This is a genomic window from Rhizobium sp. 10PS4 (genome assembly GCF_032464805.1).
In the GTDB taxonomy this organism is placed as follows: domain Bacteria; phylum Pseudomonadota; class Alphaproteobacteria; order Rhizobiales; family Rhizobiaceae; genus Rhizobium; species Rhizobium laguerreae.
Map to the genome: position 1 here is coordinate 240901 of NZ_JAWDIW010000013.1, position 21574 is coordinate 262474.

A 21574-nucleotide genomic window follows, 5' to 3' on the forward strand; every position below is an offset into this window, starting at 1 on the left:
AGGGAGTTTCTTCGCATGAGGCCTATTCACCGTTTCCGGAATTTCGCTGTCGGCGCTGCGGCGGTGGCGCTTTTTTGGTCTGCTCAAGTCGGATCTGCGGACGCGCAGTCATCTGCGCATCCATCTTTCGTCACGACGAAAGAGGGGGGCTTCCTGCTGGACGGAAAGCCATTTCGCGTGGCCGGCGTCAACAACCATTATCTGACATTTGGCTCGCCAGGCGAAGTCACCCGCGTGTTGGACGATGCCACGGCAATGAGTGCCAATGTGGTGCGCACCTTCCTGCAACCGGTTATAGGGTCGCTGGACGGCCAGGTGCCAACGATCTGGAATTCAAAGAGCACGGCCGATTCCAGCAATCTGGGCACCAAGGGCATCTATATGATGAGTTGGGATCCGATAACCAACAAGATGGTTCCCAACGACGGACCCGACGGCCTGCAAAAGGTCGACTACCTCATCGCGGAAGCGGCGAAACGCAAGCTTAAGCTGATCCTCGCATTCGTCGATTTCTGGGCCTATACGGGCGGTGCCCAGCAGATGAACGCCTGGTACGGGAGTTCGGACAAATACACTTTTTTTGCCGCTGATCCGCGAACTCGCCGCGATTACAAGGCATGGGTTCGGCATGTTCTGTCGCGCGTCAACACGATTACTGGCGTCCGCTATTCCGATGACCCCACCATATTTGCCTGGGATCTGGCCAATGAACCTGACATCCATCCCAAACCGCTCCTTCATGACTGGGTGTCGGAAATGTCAGCCTATGTCAAATCCCTGGCACCGAAACAGCTCGTCACGACGGGCCATGGGAACATGGAACAGAAGCTGGCGGATATGAACATTCCCAGCGTCGATTTCGGCACGTGGCATGGCTACCCATCCTACGTCAAAATGAGCCATTCCGATTTCGACGCCCGCATTCGCGAATACTGCGCGATCGCACGAAATATCGGAAAACCGGTGATCCTGGAGGAATTTGGAATTCCCCGATCCGATGCCGATCAGGCAAATGCCTATGAAACTTGGCTGAACACGATCGCCACCTCGGATTGCGGAGGCTGGGTGGTCTGGCGGCTTACCAGCACGCAGGATTCGGGCCTCTATCCTGAGGACGACTACGACAAATTCGACATCCATAACGATGGAAGCCCTGCTTGGCAGGCTCTGCGCGCCGCCGCCCTCAAGCTCAACGATTGAGGCTATGAGTCTTCCGCCGGTCAGCATTCGTCGTCTAGAGCGGTAGGTCGGGTATGCCACGGGGCTGCCATTCGACTTGATGGCTGCCAACAACCGAGCATACAGCTCGATGGCGAAAACCGATTTCAAGAAGAAAATATAGGTGACACGAACCCGGATGGGTTGCGCGTCCTTTCCCCCGGACCAGGATGATTTTACGCCGGGTCGGCTAGACGAGTGATAGCGATCCTAGCACGCCAGACTATTGACCAAAATGCTTCCACATTTTCTTGCGATATAAACTGGGCCTCCGGCTTCGCCGGATGTTTGCGCTCTCCAGTATACCAGGGGAAAACCAGAGAATTTTCGAAGGTCAGCATTTGTTAATATGAATAATGCGGACGGCTCGCCCGCAGAAGCGGTATCGTATAATGAAACATCATCGGGCTAACCCGATTCGAGATAGGGATTGCGGCAGTGAACTCTTCACGCTTTCTTCAATCAGTCGCCGAAGCCGAATCCCATGATACACGCTTGAATTTCGCGCGCGCCGCGATTTTTCAGCTGTATAGTGCTTGCCTGCCGACCGGTTCTGCGCCGGCTCAGTTTTCCGTCGAACTCACCCTATCTGAACAACAAGCAGTCACGCTTGTCGTCCGGCCGGTTGTCAATAGTATCGAGGCACTTGGCGGGCTTGTGAAATCCCTGTTTTCGACAAAGGCGGAGACCGTACTGCGAGCCGTCCCATGCAGGGTGGAGGATAAGCTTGGATCCGGCATTGGATTGATGCTTTTCGTCGACGACGAGCCGATGATTACCATCGGATCGCTCGCCGATAATAGCGGACTGTTTCTCCGCCAGATCGAGCCCGCATCCAGGAACACGTCCGGGGTTGCCACAATCGGCACGGTGGTAGGCCAACGACTTGCCAGTGTGGTTCCTATTCCGACTGGATCTCTCCAGCGTAAGCCGAAATAACGGGCTCTGAGCAATCAAGGTATCAGCAGGATACTGCCCGCCGAGCGTCCGGATTCGATCTCTTCGTGCGCCTTCGCAACATCGGCCAAACGATATTCGGCACCGATCTGCGAAACGGGCGTGAGGCAAGGATGGCCGGTGCTCGATCTCTGCCGCATCACATCACTTTTCACAAAGCCGTCGGCCGCCGGAATATGGCTGATAAGTACAATCGGACGGCCGAAATGAGCGGTAACTGCGCGAACAGGCGGTGATGTTACAGGACAGGGGTGCGCCTTGACCATCGACTACTGCTTCGGCCGATCGCATTCCGTTCAGAGTCGGTTCGGTCGTTGCCTCACGCATGAAGTCCCGCCAGATATGCGCTGGCAGGTCGCCGCCCGTCACCCCCTTCATCGGCGCGTCATCATCATTGCCAACCCAGACACCGACGACGAGCGCTTCAGTGAATCCGACGAACCAGGCATCACGATTGTTCTGGCTCGTGCCGGTCTTACCGGCCGCAAACGTGCCAGGATCTGCCCCACGTCCAGTGCCGCGCTCGACCACCAACTGCAGCAGGCCGAGGAGGTCGGACTGGTAGGGCGAAAGATCGACATTCGGCTTTGCTTGTGAGCCAACTCGAAACGTCGTGGGCTGTCCTGCCGCCTGAAAGTCGATGATGCCCCACGGCCTGACAGGTGCCCTGCCGAGTTGGACGGACGCATAGGCGCTGGTGAGGTTAAGCAGATTTACTTCCGATGTGCCAAGCGCCAAAGACGGCGTGTTTGCCAGTGGCGCATCGATGCCGAGTTCACGCGCTGCGGCAATCACATTGTCCAGTCCTACCTCTTCGGCAAGCGCCACTGACGCGGCATTGAGCGATCGCGCGAATGCCTCGGCAAGCGTTACCCAGCCGCGATAATTGCCACCGGAATTTTCTGGCGACCAGCCATTGATGTCAATTGGCGCGTCCGGAACTTGGTCAGACAAGGTGAGCCCAGCCTTCAATGCTGCGTAATAGACGAATAGCTTGAAGGTGGAACCCGGCTGGCGCATCGCAGTGACGGCGCGGTTGAACTGGCTTGCCTTGTAGTCGCGCCCGCCAACCATCGCTACGACCGCGCCGTCGGGCGTCATCGCGACCAAGGCGGCTTGCGACGCAACGACGGTCTTTCCTTCACTGTCCAGGGCTCTATTCACGACCCTTTCGGCGATCTGCTGCAACCGCGGCACCAACGTGGTGCGCACCGTCGTCGAACCTGGCGAGGAACCGGCGATTTCGCTTGCTTGCGGCGAAATCCAGTCGGCAAACCAGCTTCCGGAGCGCGGCGTGGGCGTCGTTGGGTGCAGCCTGGCAAAGCTGGTCTTGGCTTCCGCCGCCTGTGGCTCGGTGATCTTGCCATTGGCCGCCATCGCGTCGAGAACGACCAAGGTGCGCTGCCGGGCACCTTCGAAATTGTCGATGGGATTCCATTGGCTCGGCGCCCGCAGCAACCCCGCCAGCATCGCCGACTCCGGCAGGTTGAGGGCGCCGATGTCCTTGTTGAAATAGATGCGCGCAGCGGCAGGCATGCCGGTGGCGCCCGCGCCAAGATAGACGCTGTTGAGATAGCGCGTCAGGATTTCCGCCTTGCCGAGCTTCCACTCCAGCCAAAATGCGATGACGACTTCCTGTATCTTTCGTTTTATGGTTCGGTCGCTGTCGAGGTATTGCAGCTTGATAAGTTGCTGGGTAATCGTGCTGCCACCCTCCACCACCGAGCCAGCCTCCAAGTTGCGCAGAAGCGCCCTCCCGATGCCCCTGGGGTCGACGCCGAAATGATCCATGAACCGGCGATCCTCGATCGAAAGGACGGCGGCGATCAGATGGGTTGGAAACTGGTCGTATCGAGCATATGGCCCTTGATAAGGTCCCTGTCTTACCAGCGGCGCACCGTCAGCGGTTTCCAGCACGACCACCGGCTTTAACGTTCCATCCCGGATTTCGCTCCAGGGCACGTCTTTCAGTGCCCACACCAGGACGCTTCCTACAAGGAGGCAGACAAGCAGGGCCGACCCGATAGCGAATTTGCGCCAGCCCGCAATGAACGGAGCGCTTCGTCGACTCTCACGCGGCTTTGATTGCTGACCGCGTCCCACTTTCACCAAAGCACTCGTCATCCACTTGTGGGAAGCTGACGCGATTCCGGGTCGCGTCGACCTCAGTTTCGTCCTCCAAAACAATGCGGCCGTCTTGATCTTTGCCAAAGCAGAACTTGCCTGCAAATCTTGGCGCAGCGCACGCAACAGAGTCCAGGCGGCCCGTCGAGTTTGGCCGAACGATCCGTGTGGAAGGATGTTTCCTGCTAAATCCGAGGCAGCCACTTGCGCTGGCGAATTTGGTGTCTGATTGCGACCCGAGCTCGAGCTGCTAACGCTTTCATCTGAGGATTCGGGAGAATTGGGCATCGATTACCGCGACAAAGCCAACGCACAATGTCCTTTATAGCCGGGTGATGCGGAGTGTTCCACCGCAAAAGGCCCCAACGGTTCCAAGGAATTTCCGGGCTCGATGCCCTCGGGCTGCAAGGCAACGATCTGCGCGTCGAAGGAAGGCCGACTTTCGGCTGGGCGTCGGGCGAGTTTTTGTTTGTTAATGTGCGACTTGGGAAGCGACCGACATCAATTCCTGGGAATTCGGTGCTTTGAACGTCTGAAGCCCAGCCTCCAGAACTTCTGTGAAGCTCCAGCGTACAATGCCCTCCCGGTCGATTAGGAACTGACCGACAAGCTGCCCGTGGTCGGCAGTCATCATCTGCCTATCGGCTTCGGTAATCTGATATCCTTCCTTCTTGTTGAGAAATTCATTCATCGCCATCACGCCCACAGGCTTGGGCAACTCGCCCGGAAGATCGAACCGTATCGCCATGACGGTGTCGATCCCGACCTCGCGTAAGCCGAAGGCTTGGTGCGAAGCCCGTACCGGGTCGGAAGCAGCAAGAAGATCGGGCATCGGATGGTAACGGAAATAGAGCCGCGCGCGTTCGACTGGGGTGTTTACCACCGCCAGGGATTGAACGCCTTTCTCGCGCAGCATCGGGTTGAGATATGCCATGGCCGCGACATGGCGCCGGCAGAACGGACAATGCAGGCCCCGAAACAAACCTATCAACAATGGGCTGCGGCCACGAAAATCATCAAGTGCGATCTTCCCCTCGCGCGAGATCGCATCAAACACAACGTTCGGGACCCGGTCGCCCGGTTGTAGCGGATGGTCGACATAGAGCGTGGACATGGACAACCTCCTCGCTCGGGGATCAGTCGAGAAAAGGCGCCACGTTAAGTGCTTCGAGGTCGAGATTGAGCGTTGCAAGGCCTGACCTCTCGTTTTACCGCACCGCCAGGATCCGACCTCAGAATGGCCCCACATCGGCCCGCGGGCAAGCGGAAAACGGCGAATCGTGAATTGAAAAAGTCCGTTTTCTGCAAACTCTGATTTTTTAGCGGCCGTAGACGCCGACACACAAAATTGAGCGGGGGACCTGCCAATTTTGCGTTCAAGCAGCGTGGGGCCGCGTAGCGGAAGTGGCACACAGAGCGGCTCGATCACATCGATAAGGGAAAGTCATTGCTGTTGATCACTGCGGCGGTTTCGCCAGTCGCTTTGAGTTTCTCGCCCTGCGAGTCACAACACGTCCAGTTTTCGGCGGATTCGTGCCAGTCGCCATCCTACGCCGCACCACCAGTTGTACTGTAAGAAGTGATTTACCACGCGCGGCATGTTAGCTGATGACGATGAAACCGATGGAGGTAACGCCGGTGCCCAGATTTCTTGCGGTCTACACTATGAAACCAGAAGCCCTCGCGTCGTTCCGAAGCTTGCCTAAAGCCGAGCAGGATGCCGTCGATGCTGCCGGCATACCCCAGTGGTCAGCCTGGGAGGAACATAATGCTGCATGCATTCTTGATCGCGGTGGCATGGTGGGCAAAACGACACGCGTGACGAAGGACGGGGTGCAAAAAGCTGAGAACCAGTTCTGTGGCTACCTGGTCGTGGAGGCGGAAACCGCTGATGCCGCCGCTCGCCTATTCCGGGACCATCCGCACTTCAATGTGTTTCCTGGTGACGGTGTAGATATCATGCCGTTTCTGACTTGAAGACGGTCTGGCGAACATCACCGACTTCCGCTTCTCTCACCTGCCTGTTGGAGGCGGCGGAAGTCCGCTAAGGGCCAATAACCGGCGTGAAGAGCTTGCCGCACCGTCCGAGGATCTGATTAATTTCATCGCTGAAATTTGCGACAGCGCCGTTCGCGAAGACTCCGCCGGGCGCAGCAAGCGGATCCGGCCCTGCATAAGGGGCCAGCCTTGCTGGCCCCTTACCTATTTCAGATATCGCTTGCAGCGCTCGACCAGAGGTCGGCCGCTTCGGCTGCCGTCATGCGCCGTACCTCGGCCTCATGGCTGCGGCTGGCGAAGAGTTCGCTTGCCATGATCTGCTCGGCAAGGTCGGCCGGAAGCGAGAGGATGACGCGGGCTTCGCCGTTGTGCAGGCCGCCAAGTTCGGTGCGCTTGCCGGTCACCATGCCGCCGGCGACCGTGTTGTTGGTCTCCGGATCGATCAGGATGAAGGAGCCGGAAAGCCGGTTCTGCTCATAGGGGTCGAAGATCGCCGCTTCGTCGAAGACGAGCCGGACTTTGCCGATGGCGTTCATGTAGAGCCGCTGGGCGGCGTTCCAGGCGCCGGTTTTCAGCTCCAGCTGGCTGAGCGGCTGCACCTGCACGCGCTGACGGCGGCTGCCGCTCTTCAGCCAGTAGCGTTTGCCGGGTTCGATGCCCTCGGGCTGCAGTGCTACGATCTGCGCGTCGAAGGCAAGGCCGACCTGCGGCTGGGCGTCGATCGAGACGATCATGTCGCCGCGCGCCACGTCCACCTGGCGGTCGAGCACCAGGGTGATCGCGTCGCCGGCAACGGCGGCGTTGCGGACGAGATCGAAGGTAACGATCTTGGAGACATTGGCGACCATGCCCGACGGCAGGATCATGACGCTGTCGCCCGGCTTGACCGAGCCGCCGGCAACCGTGCCCTGATAGCCGCGGAAGCTTTCGCCCGGACGCGAGACGCGCTGGACGGAAAGGCGGAAGCCGACCGTCTGCGACGAGCGCACGGTGGCAAGCTCCAGCGTCTCCACCAGCGACGGGCCGGTGTACCAGGGCATGGCGGCCTGGCCGGAATAGACGACGTTTTCGCCCTTCAGCGCCGACATCGGAATGGCGGTGATCTGCGTGACGCCGAGCGACAGGGCAAACTCGCGGAATTCATGGCTGATCTTGTCGAAGCCGGCGCGGTCGTAGCCCGTCAGATCGATCTTGTTGACGGCGAGCACGAACTGCTTGATCCCGAGCAGCGAGGCGATCGTGGCGTGGCGGCGCGTTTGTTCCAGAATGCCGAGGCGCGCATCGACGAGCAGGATGGCGAGATCGGCAGTCGAGGCGCCGGTTGCCATGTTGCGGGTATATTGCTCATGGCCGGGCGTGTCGGCGACGATGAAGGAGCGCTTGTCGGTCGAGAAATAGCGATAGGCGACATCGATGGTGATGCCCTGTTCGCGCTCGGCCTGCAGGCCGTCGAGCAGCAGAGCGAAGTCGGGCAGGCCGAGGTCGTTCTGCTTGCCGGTGGAATCGCGCTGCAGGGTGGCGGCCTGGTCTTCCTTGACCGCCTTGGTGTCCCAGAGCAGGCGGCCGATCAGGGTCGACTTGCCGTCATCGACGCTGCCGCAGGTGATGAGCCGCAGTGGCCTGGTATCGCGCTGGGCCTTGAGCGGCTCGGCGGCGGGCAGGTTGACGACGGTTGCGGCCGAGACGGCGGTTTGGGCTGCGGTCATCTCAGAAATATCCTTCACGCTTCTTCTTTTCCATGGAGCCGGACTGGTCGCGATCGATGGCGCGGCCCTGGCGTTCGGACACCGTTGCAATTTCGAGTTCGGCAATCACCTCTTCGAGGGTGGTGGCCTGTGAGCGGATGGCGCCGGTCAGCGGGAAGTCGCCGAGGGTGCGGAAGCGGATCATGCCTTCCTGGCGGACTTCGCCGGGTAGCAGTTCCAGGCGCGGATCCTCGGCCAGGATCATCATGCCGTCACGCTCGACGAATGGCCGCTTCTTGGCGTAATAGAGCGGCACCAGCGGAATGTCCTCGGCCTGGATGTAGCGCCAGATATCGACCTCCGTCCAGTTCGACAGCGGGAAGGCGCGCACGCTCTCGCCCTTGCGGATCATGCCGTTATAGATGTTCCAGAGTTCCGGCCGCTGGTTGCGCGGATCCCAGCGATGATCGGGCGTGCGGAAAGAATAGATGCGCTCCTTGGCGCGGCTTGCTTCCTCGTCGCGCCGCGCACCGCCGAAAGCCGCGTCGAACTGGCCGGCATCGAGCGCCTGGCGGAGCCCCTCGGTCTTCATGATGTCGGTGAAGGCGGCCGATCCATGCGTAAACGGCGTGATGTTTTCAGCCTTGCCGCGCGGATTGATGTGTTCGATCAGATCGAGATCATACTTCTTCGCGGTCTCGTCGCGGAAGGCGATCATCTCGGAAAATTTCCAGCCGGTGTTCACATGCAGCAGCGGGAAGGGCACGCGGCCGGGATAGAAGGCCTTGCGCGCCAGGTGCAGCAGCACCGAGGAATCCTTGCCGATCGAATAGAGCATGACGGGACGCTCGAATTCGGCCGCAACCTCGCGGAAGATGTGGATGGACTCGTTTTCCAGCGCTTTCAGATGCGGGTCGAGCGGCGCCTTGGCGCTCTGCGGATTGCTGAGTTCCGTATCCGGACGGCTATCGGGCATGTGTTACTCCAGACTGTCGATCCTTTGCGGGTGCCCGCAAAGCAATTCCTTGGCGTTGGCTTCCCCAAGGCTGCGGCGGTCGCCGCGCCCTGATTGGGAAAGCCGTGGGGTGATTATTGTGCGGCGATCGCTGCGGCCTCTTCGGCGACATGCAGGCCGCATTCGCGCGTCTCGTCCTGCTCCCACCACCAGCGGCCGGCGCGTTCCGGCTCGCCGGGCTTGATCGCCCGCGTGCAGGGTTCGCAGCCGATCGAGGGATAACCGCGGGCGTGCAGCGGATTGACTGGCACGCCATTTGCGGAAACGAAGGCTTTGATCGCCTCCAGGTCCCAATCGGCGAGCGGATTGACCTTCAAGAGGTGACGTTCGGCGTCGTATTCGGCAAAGGGCGTTTCGGCGCGGTTGGCCGATTGGCCGCGGCGCAGGCCGGTGACCCAGATCGCAGCACCTTCGAGGGCACGTGCAAGCGGCTTCAGCTTGCGCACGCCGCAACAGGCATGCCGGGCTTCGACGCTCTCGTAGAAACCGTTGAGGCCGTATTGCGCCGCATAGGCATCGATATCGGCCTTTTCTGGCTCGAAGCGATGGATATGGATGTCGTACTGGCTTTCGGTCTCGTCGATCAGCGACAGCGTCTCGGCAAACAATCGGCCGGTCTGCAGCGTCGCGATATCGATCGGCAGGCGGTGCGTGCCGATCTCGGCGGTGATCACCTGGTCCTCGATGCCGAGTGACGTCGTGAACACCACGCGGCCGCCAAGGCCGGAGACCAGCGACAGACGTCCGGCAAGGTCGAGACCTGCCAGTCTGTCGTTCAGCGCCTCGGCTTCCGCAATCGGCCCTTCTTCCGCAATCGTATTGATAGCAGTCATGAGAATCCTGTCCTTTGTTGACGTGAGTATCGCAGTTCACGCATGGATCGGACAGAAAAAGGGATTTCGAAAGCTGCGGGCGGAGGAGCAAATATCTCTCCGAAGCTGCCGCGATGCAGAAAAGCAGCCGCCTGCGGATGAAAATCCACATCGGCAGCTCGAATGTCTATAGAAATAGTAGAGTTACACGCAGCTTGTCAATCCGAAATCTGAAGTGATGCCGAAAATGGTGCAGAAGGCGCGGTTTTGGCATAAATTAAGCGCGCTTGGCCGAGGGCGAAAAACAAGGCCAAAACGCTTGTCTCTCAAGGCTTTCTCCGGCGCGTTCAAATTCCGTTCATGCTGGTTGTGCCATAGAGACAAAAGAACTTCTGTAGCGGTGCGAAGATTCGTGCCGTCTGTGTGTGTCGATGGTCAAAAATGATTACGCAAAAGGCGAAATATGCGCTGCGGGCGCTCACGGTCTTGGCTGATGCCGATGCCGACGAACCGGTGATGATTTCCGATATCGCGGCGCAGCAGAAGATCCCGAAGAAGTTCCTCGAACAGATCCTGCTCGACCTCAAGCATCACGGCATCGTCGTCAGCCGTCGCGGTAAGCAGGGCGGTTATCTCCTGCTGAAGCCGGCCCACGCCATCACCTTCGGCGAGATCCTGCGCATCATCGACGGCCCGATCGCGCCGCTTCCGTGCCTGTCGATCACCGCCTACCGCCGGTGCGACGATTGCGACGGCGAACAGAACTGCCAGATCCGCCATATCTTCGCCAAGGTCGCAGACGCCACCCGCAAGGTGCTGTTCTCCACCACTATCGCCGACGCCGTCGCCCCAAAGCACAACGCCGAAGTCACCCGGCTGCTGGCTTGAGCTTTTAGCATTACGTCAGGAATGAACGACGGTTGTATCGACCCTACGGCCGCAGACCTCCTATCGTATAGCCGCCATCAACGGTGATCTCTTGCCCGGTGACGAAGTTGGCGTCTTCGGAAAGCAGCCAGGCGACGGTTCCCGCAACATCCTCCGATGTCCCGTTTCGCCCAAGAGGCGTGTGTGCGGCGAGGCGTGCGGCAAAAGCCGGATCGATAACATCATCTGCCATCGGAGTCAGAATGATGCCGGGATTGATGGCATTGATCCGGATGTTTCGAGGACCTTGCTCCACCGCGAAGGTCCGCATCATGGCAAGCAAGGCCCCCTTCGTGCTTGCGTAGGCTCCCGCACCCGGCATCACGCCGCCTGCCGTCCACGAGGCGTTGATGAGAATGCTGCCTCCCTTCAGAAAGGGCAGGCAGTGCTTGAGCGTGAAGAAGGTGCCTCGAAGGTTGGTGGCGATCAGCGCGTCGAAATCATCCGCATCGGTCACTGCCAGTGGCTTGAATTCGCCGAGAACCCCTGCATTGGCAAAGACGGCGTCCAGGCGTCCGAAGCGTTCGATCGTCTTCTCGACAGTCGCCGCGACGGCTTCATTGTCTGCAATATCGCAAGCAATCGCGATTGCCGCACCGCCCGATACCTCGATCTCCGACAGCAGTTGACGGATTGGATCCAGGCGGCGGCCGACAAGGGCTACCTGTGCACCTTCGGCCACCAGGCGAAGGGCAGCGGCCCGCCCCATACCCGTTCCAGCACCTGTAATGAGGACCGTTTTGCCGATGAATCGGGTTTGCGTCATGTCTTGCTCCTTGAATGAATTGCGTCATGGCCGTTGTAATTCCAGCGGCATTTCACGATAATTGGAGAAATTGCGTATTCATTTGAAAGCAGAATTATCGAATGGGTCTTTTTCGCTCCATGCAGGTGTTTGTCACGACGGTGCAGGAAGGCTCGATGAGCGCAGCATCGGTAAAGCTCGGCATATCGCCGGCGATGGTCGGGCAACATGTGGCCGCACTGGAGGAGCGGCTCGGTACGCGCCTTCTGAACAGAACCACGCGTCGCCAGAGCTTGACGGATTTCGGCATGAGCTATGTCGAGCAGTGCAGGGACATCCTGGAGCGCGTAGCAATTGCGGATCAGGACGCAGAGGCATCACAGACGAAACCGCGCGGGCTATTGAGGATCACGGCGCCGACGACTTTTGGGGCAGAGGTTTTAATGCCGGCTTTGCATCATTATCGGGAGCTTGCCCCTGACGTGACGCTGGATATCACCTTGACGGATCGCAACGTCGATATCGTCGAAGAAGGTTTCGACATTGCTATCCGCATTGGAGAGTTGCCCGATAGCCGCCTCATCGCGCGTCATCTCGCTCCCTATCGAATGATGATCTGTGCTTCACCCGATTACCTCGAGCGTCACGGGAATCCCGGCCATCCAAGCGAACTTTCCGGCCACGAAACCATCGGCTTTACCCCGGCAGCACGGTCGCCATGGAAGCTGTCGAAAGGCAAGGATGAGGTCGAAGTCGTCCCTAAAACGGCAATCACCGTCAACAGCGGTCAGGCTGTCCGCATGGCTGCTCGGGCTGGGCTGGGTGTCATCATGCAGCCAGCCATTCTCCTGACGTCGGATATACAGGCTGGCCTTCTCGTCCGGCTCTTCCCGGATTGGAAACTGCGTGAACGGCCCATGTCGCTCATCTACCACCGTGATCGACGCATGACCCCGCGCTTGCGCAGCATCATCGCCTTTGCCATTGCAGAATTCGGCAGGGAACCTGAGGACTAGGTATATCGTCCCGCCGAATGACCTGAAGTCATTTGCCGGCAGAGACGCCTCTTGCTTCAAGATTTGGTGAAATCCCTTTTCTTCCAGTGGAGATGCTCCACCTGCCTGCCCATGCTGGTAGGGAGAATATCATGTTTGGAATTTCAGCACAGCGGATCGTGGCTGCGGCCATATTCTCGGCGGCCCTCGCGACAGGGGCGGCCGCTCATCACGGCTGGTCCTGGGCTGAGGCGGATCAGATCGAACTGCGCGGCACCATCGAGAAGATCTCGATGGGCGGTCCGCATCCGACGCTCGATGTCGCCACCGCCGATGACGGCGTCTGGCTTATCGAACTCGGCAATCCGCGCCAGACCGAACGCTCCGGCTTCGTCGAAGGCGTGGCCAAGCCCGGCGACCAGGTGGTGGCCCTTGGAAACCGTTCGCAGGATCCAAAGGAGAAGCGAATGAAGGCGGTGCGTCTCACCATCGGAGAGAAGCGCTACGATATCTATCCCGACCGCATCAAGACGAACTGACCTCTGGGCGAACTGACCTGTCGTGATGGACACGCTCGAATGGCTGTCGGCTACCACGCCTGCGCTCGCGCTCCGGCGTTCCGGAACGCTTTACATGTTGGTCAACGCAGCCCATATCCTGGCGATCGGCCTTTTGGTCGGTGCCATCCTGCCGCTCGATCTGAGGCTCGCCGGCTTCTTCCGCAAGGTGCCGGTTGAGATCGTCGCGCCGTTTCTATCACGCGCCGCCGCCGTCGGCCTTGCCGCGGCCGTTGTCACCGGCTTTTGCCTCTTCAGCGTCCGGGCGGTGGAATATGCCGCCAATCCCGCCTTCCTTGCCAAGCTTTGCCTGATCGCCATCGGCCTTCTCAACCTGTCGATCGTTCATTTCGGGCGAGGCTGGAAAACGGCGGTATCGACAGGCATCGTCCGGCCCGGCCTGCGCTTCTCCGCCACCCTGTCGGCCGCGATCTGGATCGCCGCTGTGATCGCCGGACGGTGGATCGGATTTCTCTAAGGCAAAGACCCGCTTGCCGGTCTTCGATCTCATCCATAGCAACTTGCTATAATTAGATAGTTGCGCTAGATTGCAGCCATAGCAAAATGCGATACGCGATTCCGGATTTATGCACATCATCACGCAGAAAAAAATCTGGGAGGCGAAAGACCGATGGCCTCAAACAGCCAATGCCCTGGATACTTGGTATCGACTGATGAAGTCGTCGGAGCCGACAGACTTCGCCGACATGAAATCACTGTTTCCGGCAACGGACAAAGTCGGGCAGCATCACGTGTTCGACATTGGCAGCAACAAGCTGCGCTTGATCGCGATGGTGCACTACAAATTTAGGAAGGTCTATATTCAGCGGATTATGGATCATGCCGAGTACGACAAAGGAGCATGGAAGGGTTAGGCCGATGAGCGCACTTGTAAAACTGGTAAGCGAGCACTGGACGCATGTGGCTCCTCTTCTTGCCATGCCGGCCAACGAAGCTGAGTATGATCATCTCGTGAAGCAACTTGACGAGATTCTCGCTGAAGTGGGCGACGATGAGGATCATCCTTTGGCGTTGCTTGCGTCTCGCATGGCGGACCTTGTTGAGGCCTATGACGAGCAAAACCGCCCAATGCCTCCGGTGACTGGCGCCGATGCACTCCGTTATGTCATGGAGGAGCGCAGCCTTGGCCAGTCCGAGCTGCCGGAAGTGGGCGCTCAGTCCGTCGTGTCTGAGATTTTGAGCGGGAAGCGACAAATCAATGTTCGACAAGCCCGCGCGCTGAGTGAGCGATTTCTGATACCGGCATCCGTATTTCTATCGCTCTGACGATAGACATTCCCGACGACCAGCGACGACCGGTCGGTGGCAGTGCTGCCCAATAGCTCTCTACGCTTCAGCGGTCGCTGACGGCCGCGCGCGGATTGACTCACGGTTCCTGGTTCGAGCGCGCCAGCGGCTGTTTGCCGAGGATATGGTCGGCCGCCTTCCCTCCGGTCATGATCGATGGTCTGTTCAGGTTGCCGAAGGTGACGTGCGGGAAGATCGAGCTGTCGGCGACGCGCTCCCTCCGCGGGCTCGAGCGGCACGGCGGTTTCAACATGCTGTTCGAATTCATCGCCCGAATCCTCTGCCGCGACCATCCCACCGTCAGCCTCGCAGCATGCGACGAGCTTCGTAAGCTTCCAGGAACTCCGGAGAGGCGACGTCATCGGCCAGCGCGCGCAGCGCAGCCGCGGAAGGACCGAGCACCACCTCAACGCGCTGATTGGCATCGGCCCACAGGGCCAATGCCTCGTGCAGGCGTTGCTCGCCAGGCGTCGTCAGCATTGCGTGCTTCGTCCGGCCATCATGTTCGTCAGGCATGAGCTCGACCAGTCCGTCCCGGACGAGCGGGCGAAGGGCGTGGGTCAAAGCAGAAATGCTGACGGCAAGACGCTCGGCGAGCAATAGCAAGGTTGGCCATCCATGGCTGCCCTCGTGCAACGCTGCGATCTGGGTCAGAAGGCCGACCTGGGTGGCCTTCAGGCCGGTTGGCGCTACTGCGTCATCATAGATCTGCCCCAACCGCCGTGACGCGCGTCGAAGGGCGGTGTTTGTGCACACGAGTTCGGCCAGGAGCTCCGGCGGGGTCAGCCTGCCCGCGCGCAACTCCTCCCCTGGATTGCCAATCGAAAGTTTCTTGCCCATCCCAGTGAAATAGTTGAGGGCTCATCCATTGACAAGAGGACATCGTGACCATACGTAAACTTGAGCACTCAACCAAATAGGATTTTGACATGTCTGCATCATCGCCCAAGCCAGTTGCCCTCGTCACCGGCGCCTCCGCTGGCATCGGCGCCATCTACGCCGCGCGCCTCGCCGAAAGGGGCTATGATCTCATCCTCGTCGCCCGGCGGGCCGATCGTCTGAAGGCGCTCTCGGACAAGCTCGGCGCAGCCCACGGCACGAAAGTCGAGGTCGTGGAAGCCGACCTGACGAAAGACGCCGACGTCACCCGCGTTGAAAAGGTGCTGAAGGAAAATTCAGCGATCACGCTCCTCGTCAACAACGCCGGCAACTCGACCTTGGCTCCGGTCGCCAAGACCGCTGAGGAAGACGCGGCTGCGATGATCGCACTCAATGTCACTGCGCTCACGCGTCTGACGCACGCCATTCTGCCTGCATTCCTCAGCCGCAACCGCGGCGCGATCATCAACGTCGCTTCGGTCTTGTCCTTTCATGCCTTGCCGATCAGCGCGATCTACAGCGGCACCAAGGGCTATGTGATGAACTTCAGCCGGGGTCTGCAGCAGGAGTTGGCTGAGACCAATGTCCGCCTGCAACTCGTCATGCCGGCGGCCACGGCGACCGAACTCTGGGATTTGTCGGGGGTGCCGCTGGCGTCGCTCAACCAGGCGACCGTCATGACGTCCGAAAACCTGGTCGACGCCGCCCTGGCCGGTTTCGACAAGGGTGAAGATATCACGCTGCCATCCGTTGCCGACGCCAGTCTGTGGGACAAGTTCGACCAAGCCCGATCCACACTGTTCGCCGCGACGCAGACCGGTGAACCTGCGCCCCGTTACCGCGCCGTCTAGACGCGCCGAACGATCGAGCGCACGGATTAACCCGTACGCCAGCGGCGTCGGCAGATCCGTGCGGTTGATTGATATTCATTTTAAGGAGATTCCATTGCCCAGCTTGTTCGACCAATTTACGCTGAAAGGCGTCATCCTCCGAAACCGCATCGCGGTATCCCCCATGTGCCAATATTCCGCGATTGATGGCGTTCCGAACGACTGGCACGCCGCCCATCTCACAAGCTTGGCGCGCGGTGGCGCTGGCCTCGTCAACGTCGAAGCCACGGCTGTCTCTCCGGAGGGGCGTATCACGCCGGGCTGTACCGGTCTTTGGAATGATGTCCAGGCCGAGGCATTTGGGCCGATTGTCGCCGGCATCGAAAAGGCGGGCGCGGTCGCAGGGATCCAGATCGGCCACGCCGGCCGCAAGGCCAGTGCAAACCGCCCTTGGGAAGGCGACGATCATATTGCCGATAGCGATCCGCGCGGCTGGGAAACCATCGCACCGTCCGCCATCGCGTTCGGCGGCGGCTTGGCCAAGGTGCCGCGCGCCATGACGAAGGCCGACATAGATCGCGTCCGTGGCGATTTTGTCGCTGCAGCGATCCGCGCGCGCGACATCGGATTCCGCTGGCTCGTGCTGCATTTTGCTCACGGGTATCTCGGCCAGAGCTTCTTCTCGCCGCATTCGAACCAGCGCGACGACGAATATGGTGGCAGCGCCGATAACCGTGGACGCTTTCTCCTTGAGACGCTGGCGGCCGTTCGTGAAGTCTGGCCCGAGGATCGTCCGCTCACGGCTCGCTTCGGCGTCATCGAGTTTGACGGTCGCGACCAGGAAACCCTGCGGGACGCGATCGATCTAGTCGGAAAATTCAAGGAGGCCGGCCTCGACTTCATCGACGTCAGCCTCGGCTTCTCAACCCCGGCCGCCAATATTCCCTGGGGTCCAGGGTTCATCGCGCCTTACGCCGATCAAGTCCGCAAGGCCACTGGCCTCCCCGGTGCCGCAAGTTGGAACATCACTCAGCCGGAGCAAGCGGACGAACTCATCCGAAGCGGGCAGCTTGACCTGGTTATGATCGGCAAGGCGATGCTCGCCAATCCGCATTGGCCCTACGAAGCCGCGCGCAAGCTCGGTGTCGAGCGTCCGTCCTGGACATTGCCTGCCCCTTACGCACATTGGCTCGCATCCTACCGCGCGGCCTGATTGATCGGGGCTCTCGAACAGAGTTGAGGGCCCTGTCTCTTGGCATAAAGGAAGCCACGAAGTCTTTTGGTCACCTGCATAGACGAACAAAGTACCGTCGGACGGCTCGCTTCTTATCGATCGCTGACGGCCGCGCGCGGGTTGATCCACGGTTCCTGGTTCGAGCGCGCCAGCGGCTGCTTGCCGAGAATATGGTCGGCCGCTTTCTCTCCGGTCATGATCGAGGGTCCGTTGAGGTTGCCGTAGGTGACATGCGGGAAGATCGAGCTGTCGGCGACGCGCAAGCCATCGACGCCGATCACCCGCGTTTGCGGATCGACCACCGCCATCGGATCGTCCTTGGCGCCCATCCGGCAGGTGCCGCAAGGATGATAGGCGCTTTCCAGATGTTCACGCAGGAAGGCGTCGATCTGTTCGTCGCTTTGCACGCCTTCGCCCGGCTGGATCTCCGGCCCGCGATAGTCGTGAAAGGCGCTCTGGCCGAAGATTTCGCGGGTGAGCCGCACGCAGTGGCGGAATTTTTCCCAATCCTCGGCATGGCTCATATAGTTGAAGCGCAGCACCGGATCGGCCTTGGGATCGGCGGAGCGTAAGCTCACGCTGCCGCGCGATTTCGACAGGTTATAGCCGACATGAACCTGGAAGCCGTGGCTCTTCGCCGCCGCCTTGCCGTCATAGCTGATAGCCACGGGCAGGAAATGATACTGGATGTCCGGCTGCTTCAGCCCGGGTGCCGAGCGCAGGAAGGCGCAGGCTTCGAACTGGTTGGAGGCGCCGAGCCCGCCGCGCGAGAGCAGCCATTGTGCGCCCGCCACCCCCTGCCAGAACCACGGCAACCAGGAATAGAGCGACACCGGCTTGGTGCTCACCTGCTGGAAGTAGAATTCCATATGGTCCTGCAGGTTGGCGCCGACGCCCGGCCGGTCGGCCTTCACCGCAATGCCCATGTCCTGCAGATGTTGGCCCGGACCGATGCCCGACAGCATCAAGAGCTTCGGCGAATTGAACGAGGAGGCCGAGACGATCACCTCGCGGTTCGCCTTCACCACCTCTGTTCTGCCGTTGCGCTCGATCTCGACGCCGGTCGCCCGCCCGTCCTCGAACACGATCCTCTGCGCAAAGCCGTAGACGATCCTGACATTGTCCCGCTTCAGCGCCGGTTTCAGATAGGCGTTGGCGGCAGACCAGCGGCGGCCGCCGAAGATGGTCTGCTCCATCAGACCGAAGCCTTCCTGCTTGCTGCCGTTATAATCCTCCGTCGTCTCGAAGCCGGCCTGTTTGCCGGCCTCGACGAAGGCGCGAAAGAGCGGATTGGTGAAACCGCCGCGCTGGACATGCAGCGGCCCGTCGGTGCCGCGCCAGCCTTCTTCGCCGCCATGTGAATGTTCCATCCGCTTGAAATAGGGAAGCACGTCGGCATAGGCCCAGCCGCTGGCGCCAAGCTCCTCCCAGCGGTTGAAATCCTCGGCATGGCCGCGCACATAGACCATGCCGTTGATCGAGGAGGAGCCGCCGATGACCTTGCCACGCGGCGCGGTGATGCGCCGGTTGTTGAGGTTCGCCTCCGGTTCGGACAGATAACCCCAGTTATATCGCTTCATGCTCATCGGCCAGGCGAGTGCCGCCGGCATCTGGATGAACGGCCCAAAATCGCTGCCGCCCGCCTCGATGATGATGACGCTGTTCTTGCCGTCTTCCGACAGACGGTAGGCGAGGGCGGAGCCGGCGGAGCCCGAGCCGATGATGACGAAATCTGCTTGTTGCATGACGTTCCCTTAAATTCTTTGCAACGGTTCGAAGACCCCGCCCCAAACCCCTCCCCACAAGGGGGAGGGGCTTAACTTGCGGCACCGGTTTTACCCTCCTTCGACCTCAACGTTTGTGGCGCTGATTTCGGAGTGAGGGGGAGCGGCAGGCTAGCCCCTCCCCCTTGTGGGGAGGGGTTGGGGAGGGGTCTTCACAGTCTCAATAAGGCGCCACCACCGGCCCCATGCCCACGTAGACCGTCTTCAGCTCGGAATAATGCTCCAGCGCGGCCAGCGAATTCTCGCGGCCGAAGCCGGATTGTTTCGAGCCGCCGAAGGGGATTTCTACCGGGCAGAGATTATAGGTGTTGATCCACAGCGTGCCCGCTTCCAGCCGGTCGACGACGCGGTGGGCACGGGTGAGGTCGGCGGTGAAGACGCCGCCGGAAAGGCCGAATTCGCTGGCATTGGCGCGCGCGATCACCTCGTCCTCGGCGTCGAAATCGAGCACGCACATGACAGGCCCGAAGATCTCCTCGCGGGCGATGGTCATGTCGTCGGTGACATCGGCAAACACCGTCGGCTGCACATAGTAGCCTTCGCCGGAGACATTGTTCGGAATGCCGCCGCCGGCAATGAGTGTCGCGCCCTCGGCCTTGCCCTTCTCGATGTAGGAGATCACTTTCTCGCGCTGCGCCCAGGAGACCATCGGGCCCACCTGCGTCGCCTCGTCCATCGGGTCGCCGATCAGCATCGCCTCGGTGCGGACCTTCAGCCGCTTCAGGAATTCGTCCTTGATAGCCTTCTGCACGAAGACGCGCGTGCCGTTCGAGCAGACCTGGCCGGTCGAATAGAAATTGCCGAGCATGGCGCCGCCGACTGCCGAATCGAGATCGGCATCGTCGAAAACGATCAGCGGCGACTTGCCGCCGAGTTCCATCGTCACGTGCTTGAGGTTGCCGGCGGCCGCCGCCGCCACCCGGCGGCCGGTCGGCACCGAGCCGGTCAGCGACACCTTGGCGACATCGGGATGGTTGACGAGCAGCGGCCCGGTGTCGCGGTCGCCCTGGATCACATTGAAGAGCCCTTTCGGCAGTCCCGCCTCGTGCAGGATCTCAGCGATCTTCAGCGCCCCGAGCGGCGTGTTCTCCGACGGTTTGAACACCATGGCATTGCCTGAGATCAGCGCCGGCGCAGCTTTCCAGCAGGCGATCTGCTGCGGATAGTTCCAGGCGCCGATGCCGACGCAGACGCCGAGCGGCACCCGCTTGGTATAAGCGAAGTCCTGGCCGAGCGGGATATGCGAACCGTTGAGGCCGGCCGGCGCAATGCCGCCGAAGAATTCGAAGGCATCGGCACCCGAGGTCGGGTCGGCGACAACAGTCTCCTGGATCGGCTTGCCGGTATCGAGCGTTTCCAGTTCGGAGAGCGCCCGGTTTCTCTCGCGCATGATGTCGGCCGCCCGTTTCAGGATGCGCCCACGCGCCATCGGGCTCATCCCCGCCCATTCCGGCTGGGCGCGTTTGGCCGCCGCAATCGCTTTCTCGACGATCGCGGGCGTTGCCGCATGCAGCCGGGCGATCACCTCGCCGGTCGCCGGATAGAGGCTCTCGATGACGGTGCCGTCGGTGTCCTCGACATATTCGCCATCGATGAAGTGCGAGGCTTTCGGCTGGGCTTTCATGTCATTTGTCCTTCGTTTTGTCGGCCACGGCATAATGAAAACGCCCTCATTCCTGTGCTCGTCACAGGAATCCAGCCACCGCGCGTCCGCGCGTTGAATGACTCTTTATTTTGGAAAATATTCCCTCTCGCGCCCAAGGACTTGGGCGCACTGGATTCCTGTGACAAGCACAGGAATGAGGGAGCGGATATGATCATCGTCCAAATCCTCGCAACTGCGCATTCAGATAATCTTCCGTCAGCGCGATCGAGGCTTCAATGCCGATCGGCGCGGATTTCAGACTTTGCCTGATATAGAGCCCGTCGATCATCGCCGCAGCGCCTTCGGCGATGCGTTCTGCGGCGTCAGTGGGCAGCAGCGCCTTGAGGTCGGCCAGCAGATTGGAGCGCAGCCGTCGCGCATAGATCACCAGGAAGCGCCGGGTCTCCTCCGAGCGCTGCGCTTCGGCATAAAAGGCAAGCCAGGCGGCAATCGTGCCCGGCGCGAACTGGTCGGCGTGGAAGCTGACGCGGATGATGGCCGAAAGCCGGGCGCGCGGCGTCCTGGCGGCCTTGAGCGCCGCCACCGTATCGCTGCGCAGCTGTCTCAGAAGCGAGCGGATCGTCTCGATCAGCAATTGCTCCTTGCTGCCGAAATAATGATGCGCCAAGGCTGGCGACACGCCGGCTTGCCGGGCGATGTCGGACATGGTGACAGCAAGCGAGCCGTGATCGCCGATCACCCGCAGCGCCGCATCGACAAGCGCCTTGCGGCGCACCGGCTCGATTCCGACCTTCGGCAACAGACCACTCCTTTGAAATCAGCGACAGGTTATTTTTGATTGACTGATCAATCAATAAAAATCTTTGCCGATTTGCTCGAACGCAGATCTTTCCCTCCCGA

The 21574-nt window shown here is 60.4% G+C and carries 22 protein-coding genes and 1 pseudogene; 11 read left to right on the plus strand and 12 right to left on the minus strand.

Annotation, left to right across the window (positions count from 1 at the left end; genetic code table 11):
- Positions 1-15: 15 nt before the first annotated feature.
- Complete coding sequence (locus tag RWJ89_RS24940; RefSeq protein WP_131666474.1) at positions 16-1200, plus strand: glycoside hydrolase 5 family protein; 1185 nt, start codon at positions 16-18, stop codon at positions 1198-1200.
- A 456-nt stretch (positions 1201-1656) separates the two neighbouring features.
- Positions 1657-2157: a hypothetical protein gene (locus RWJ89_RS24945; RefSeq protein ID WP_077975868.1), complete on the plus strand. Its 501-nt coding sequence runs from the start codon at positions 1657-1659 to the stop codon at positions 2155-2157.
- A gap of 14 nt (positions 2158-2171) precedes the next feature.
- Here RWJ89_RS24945 and RWJ89_RS24950 read toward each other — a convergent pair.
- The 3 genes and pseudogenes from RWJ89_RS24950 to RWJ89_RS24960 all read right to left on the minus strand — a co-directional run.
- Positions 2172-2273, minus strand: a pseudogene (locus tag RWJ89_RS24950) (quinone oxidoreductase); the annotation flags it as partial.
- Between the two features lie 46 nt (positions 2274-2319).
- The gene (locus RWJ89_RS24955) at positions 2320-4587 is read right to left on the minus strand and encodes a PBP1A family penicillin-binding protein (RefSeq protein WP_316031620.1); all 2268 of its coding nucleotides are present in this window, start codon (positions 4585-4587) and stop codon (positions 2320-2322) included.
- Positions 4588-4771: 184 nt separating this feature from the next.
- Positions 4772-5413: a peroxiredoxin-like family protein gene (locus RWJ89_RS24960; protein ID WP_077975872.1), complete on the minus strand. Its 642-nt coding sequence runs from the start codon at positions 5411-5413 to the stop codon at positions 4772-4774.
- A gap of 524 nt (positions 5414-5937) precedes the next feature.
- Between RWJ89_RS24960 and RWJ89_RS24965 the strand changes: the two genes are divergently transcribed.
- On the plus strand, positions 5938-6276 hold the full coding sequence (locus tag RWJ89_RS24965; protein WP_077976274.1) for a hypothetical protein: 339 nt from the start codon (positions 5938-5940) through the stop codon (positions 6274-6276).
- Positions 6277-6506: 230 nt separating this feature from the next.
- Here the strand turns inward: RWJ89_RS24965 and cysN are convergent, their stop codons facing one another.
- The 3 genes from cysN to RWJ89_RS24980 form a co-directional block, all read right to left on the minus strand.
- A complete protein-coding gene (gene cysN, locus RWJ89_RS24970; protein ID WP_077975874.1) occupies positions 6507-8003 on the minus strand; it encodes a sulfate adenylyltransferase subunit CysN in 1497 nt (498 codons plus the stop codon).
- Position 8004: 1 nt separating this feature from the next.
- Complete coding sequence (gene cysD / locus RWJ89_RS24975) at positions 8005-8958, minus strand: sulfate adenylyltransferase subunit CysD (protein WP_003546395.1); 954 nt, start codon at positions 8956-8958, stop codon at positions 8005-8007.
- A 113-nt stretch (positions 8959-9071) separates the two neighbouring features.
- The gene (locus RWJ89_RS24980) at positions 9072-9830 is read right to left on the minus strand and encodes a phosphoadenylyl-sulfate reductase (protein ID WP_018068798.1); all 759 of its coding nucleotides are present in this window, start codon (positions 9828-9830) and stop codon (positions 9072-9074) included.
- A 420-nt stretch (positions 9831-10250) separates the two neighbouring features.
- On the opposite strand from RWJ89_RS24980, the gene RWJ89_RS24985 reads away from it, so the two are divergent.
- Positions 10251-10697: an RrF2 family transcriptional regulator gene (locus RWJ89_RS24985; RefSeq protein WP_131641529.1), complete on the plus strand. Its 447-nt coding sequence runs from the start codon at positions 10251-10253 to the stop codon at positions 10695-10697.
- 43 nt (positions 10698-10740) lie between these two features.
- On the opposite strand, the gene RWJ89_RS24990 is transcribed toward RWJ89_RS24985, so the two are convergent.
- Positions 10741-11502 carry an SDR family NAD(P)-dependent oxidoreductase gene (locus tag RWJ89_RS24990; RefSeq protein WP_316031621.1) on the minus strand — a complete coding sequence of 254 codons (762 nt, stop codon included), beginning with the start codon at positions 11500-11502 and terminating at the stop codon, positions 10741-10743.
- A 119-nt stretch (positions 11503-11621) separates the two neighbouring features.
- Between RWJ89_RS24990 and RWJ89_RS24995 the strand changes: the two genes are divergently transcribed.
- From RWJ89_RS24995 to RWJ89_RS25015, 5 genes are all read left to right on the plus strand, one after another.
- Complete coding sequence (locus tag RWJ89_RS24995) at positions 11622-12497, plus strand: LysR family transcriptional regulator (protein WP_260692841.1); 876 nt, start codon at positions 11622-11624, stop codon at positions 12495-12497.
- 131 nt (positions 12498-12628) lie between these two features.
- Positions 12629-13015, plus strand: coding sequence for a DUF6152 family protein (locus RWJ89_RS25000; RefSeq protein WP_077975880.1), 387 nt, complete (start codon positions 12629-12631; stop codon positions 13013-13015).
- A 22-nt stretch (positions 13016-13037) separates the two neighbouring features.
- Positions 13038-13511 carry a DUF6644 family protein gene (locus RWJ89_RS25005; RefSeq protein ID WP_316029963.1) on the plus strand — a complete coding sequence of 158 codons (474 nt, stop codon included), beginning with the start codon at positions 13038-13040 and terminating at the stop codon, positions 13509-13511.
- Between the two features lie 109 nt (positions 13512-13620).
- A complete protein-coding gene (locus tag RWJ89_RS25010) occupies positions 13621-13908 on the plus strand; it encodes a type II toxin-antitoxin system HigB family toxin (protein ID WP_131666468.1) in 288 nt (95 codons plus the stop codon).
- A gap of 4 nt (positions 13909-13912) precedes the next feature.
- Complete coding sequence (locus RWJ89_RS25015; RefSeq protein ID WP_077975883.1) at positions 13913-14320, plus strand: helix-turn-helix domain-containing protein; 408 nt, start codon at positions 13913-13915, stop codon at positions 14318-14320.
- 100 nt (positions 14321-14420) lie between these two features.
- Here RWJ89_RS25015 and RWJ89_RS25020 read toward each other — a convergent pair whose 3' ends face one another.
- Positions 14421-14609, minus strand: a complete 189-nt coding sequence (locus RWJ89_RS25020; protein WP_316031633.1) for a hypothetical protein — start codon at positions 14607-14609, stop codon at positions 14421-14423.
- A 32-nt stretch (positions 14610-14641) separates the two neighbouring features.
- On the minus strand, positions 14642-15181 hold the full coding sequence (locus RWJ89_RS25025; RefSeq protein WP_131666463.1) for a MarR family winged helix-turn-helix transcriptional regulator: 540 nt from the start codon (positions 15179-15181) through the stop codon (positions 14642-14644).
- 89 nt (positions 15182-15270) lie between these two features.
- Between RWJ89_RS25025 and RWJ89_RS25030 the strand changes: the two genes are divergently transcribed.
- Together RWJ89_RS25030 and RWJ89_RS25035 are read left to right on the plus strand one after the other, a co-directional pair.
- The gene (locus tag RWJ89_RS25030) at positions 15271-16071 is read left to right on the plus strand and encodes an SDR family NAD(P)-dependent oxidoreductase (RefSeq protein ID WP_316031622.1); all 801 of its coding nucleotides are present in this window, start codon (positions 15271-15273) and stop codon (positions 16069-16071) included.
- A 94-nt stretch (positions 16072-16165) separates the two neighbouring features.
- Positions 16166-17263 carry an NADH:flavin oxidoreductase/NADH oxidase gene (locus RWJ89_RS25035; protein WP_168323941.1) on the plus strand — a complete coding sequence of 366 codons (1098 nt, stop codon included), beginning with the start codon at positions 16166-16168 and terminating at the stop codon, positions 17261-17263.
- A 113-nt stretch (positions 17264-17376) separates the two neighbouring features.
- On the opposite strand, the gene betA is transcribed toward RWJ89_RS25035, so the two are convergent.
- From betA to betI, 3 genes are all read right to left on the minus strand, one after another.
- Entirely contained in the window at positions 17377-19029 is a 1653-nt protein-coding gene (betA, locus tag RWJ89_RS25040; protein WP_168283742.1) for a choline dehydrogenase, read from the minus strand.
- 199 nt (positions 19030-19228) lie between these two features.
- Entirely contained in the window at positions 19229-20692 is a 1464-nt protein-coding gene (gene betB / locus RWJ89_RS25045; RefSeq protein ID WP_316031623.1) for a betaine-aldehyde dehydrogenase, read from the minus strand.
- 193 nt (positions 20693-20885) lie between these two features.
- A complete protein-coding gene (gene betI, locus RWJ89_RS25050) occupies positions 20886-21473 on the minus strand; it encodes a transcriptional regulator BetI (protein WP_316031624.1) in 588 nt (195 codons plus the stop codon).
- Positions 21474-21574: the final 101 nt, after the last annotated feature.

Coding starts and splice junctions, on each gene's coding strand:
- RWJ89_RS24940 (WP_131666474.1), top strand. CDS start 16: ATGAGGCCTATTCACCGTTTCCGGAATTTCGCTGTCGGCGCTGCGGCG.
- RWJ89_RS24960 (WP_077975872.1), bottom strand. CDS start 5,413: ATGTCCACGCTCTATGTCGACCATCCGCTACAACCGGGCGACCGGGTC.
- RWJ89_RS24990 (WP_316031621.1), bottom strand. CDS start 11,502: ATGACGCAAACCCGATTCATCGGCAAAACGGTCCTCATTACAGGTGCT.
- RWJ89_RS25010 (WP_131666468.1), top strand. CDS start 13,621: ATGCACATCATCACGCAGAAAAAAATCTGGGAGGCGAAAGACCGATGG.
- RWJ89_RS24995 (WP_260692841.1), top strand. CDS start 11,622: ATGCAGGTGTTTGTCACGACGGTGCAGGAAGGCTCGATGAGCGCAGCA.
- RWJ89_RS25025 (WP_131666463.1), bottom strand. CDS start 15,181: ATGGGCAAGAAACTTTCGATTGGCAATCCAGGGGAGGAGTTGCGCGCG.
- RWJ89_RS24955 (WP_316031620.1), bottom strand. CDS start 4,587: ATGCCCAATTCTCCCGAATCCTCAGATGAAAGCGTTAGCAGCTCGAGC.
- betA (WP_168283742.1), bottom strand. CDS start 19,029: ATGCAACAAGCAGATTTCGTCATCATCGGCTCGGGCTCCGCCGGCTCC.
- cysD (WP_003546395.1), bottom strand. CDS start 8,958: ATGCCCGATAGCCGTCCGGATACGGAACTCAGCAATCCGCAGAGCGCC.
- RWJ89_RS24985 (WP_131641529.1), top strand. CDS start 10,251: ATGATTACGCAAAAGGCGAAATATGCGCTGCGGGCGCTCACGGTCTTG.
- RWJ89_RS25020 (WP_316031633.1), bottom strand. CDS start 14,609: ATGAATTCGAACAGCATGTTGAAACCGCCGTGCCGCTCGAGCCCGCGG.
- cysN (WP_077975874.1), bottom strand. CDS start 8,003: ATGACCGCAGCCCAAACCGCCGTCTCGGCCGCAACCGTCGTCAACCTG.
- betB (WP_316031623.1), bottom strand. CDS start 20,692: ATGAAAGCCCAGCCGAAAGCCTCGCACTTCATCGATGGCGAATATGTC.
- RWJ89_RS25015 (WP_077975883.1), top strand. CDS start 13,913: ATGAGCGCACTTGTAAAACTGGTAAGCGAGCACTGGACGCATGTGGCT.
- RWJ89_RS24980 (WP_018068798.1), bottom strand. CDS start 9,830: ATGACTGCTATCAATACGATTGCGGAAGAAGGGCCGATTGCGGAAGCC.
- RWJ89_RS25030 (WP_316031622.1), top strand. CDS start 15,271: ATGTCTGCATCATCGCCCAAGCCAGTTGCCCTCGTCACCGGCGCCTCC.
- RWJ89_RS25000 (WP_077975880.1), top strand. CDS start 12,629: ATGTTTGGAATTTCAGCACAGCGGATCGTGGCTGCGGCCATATTCTCG.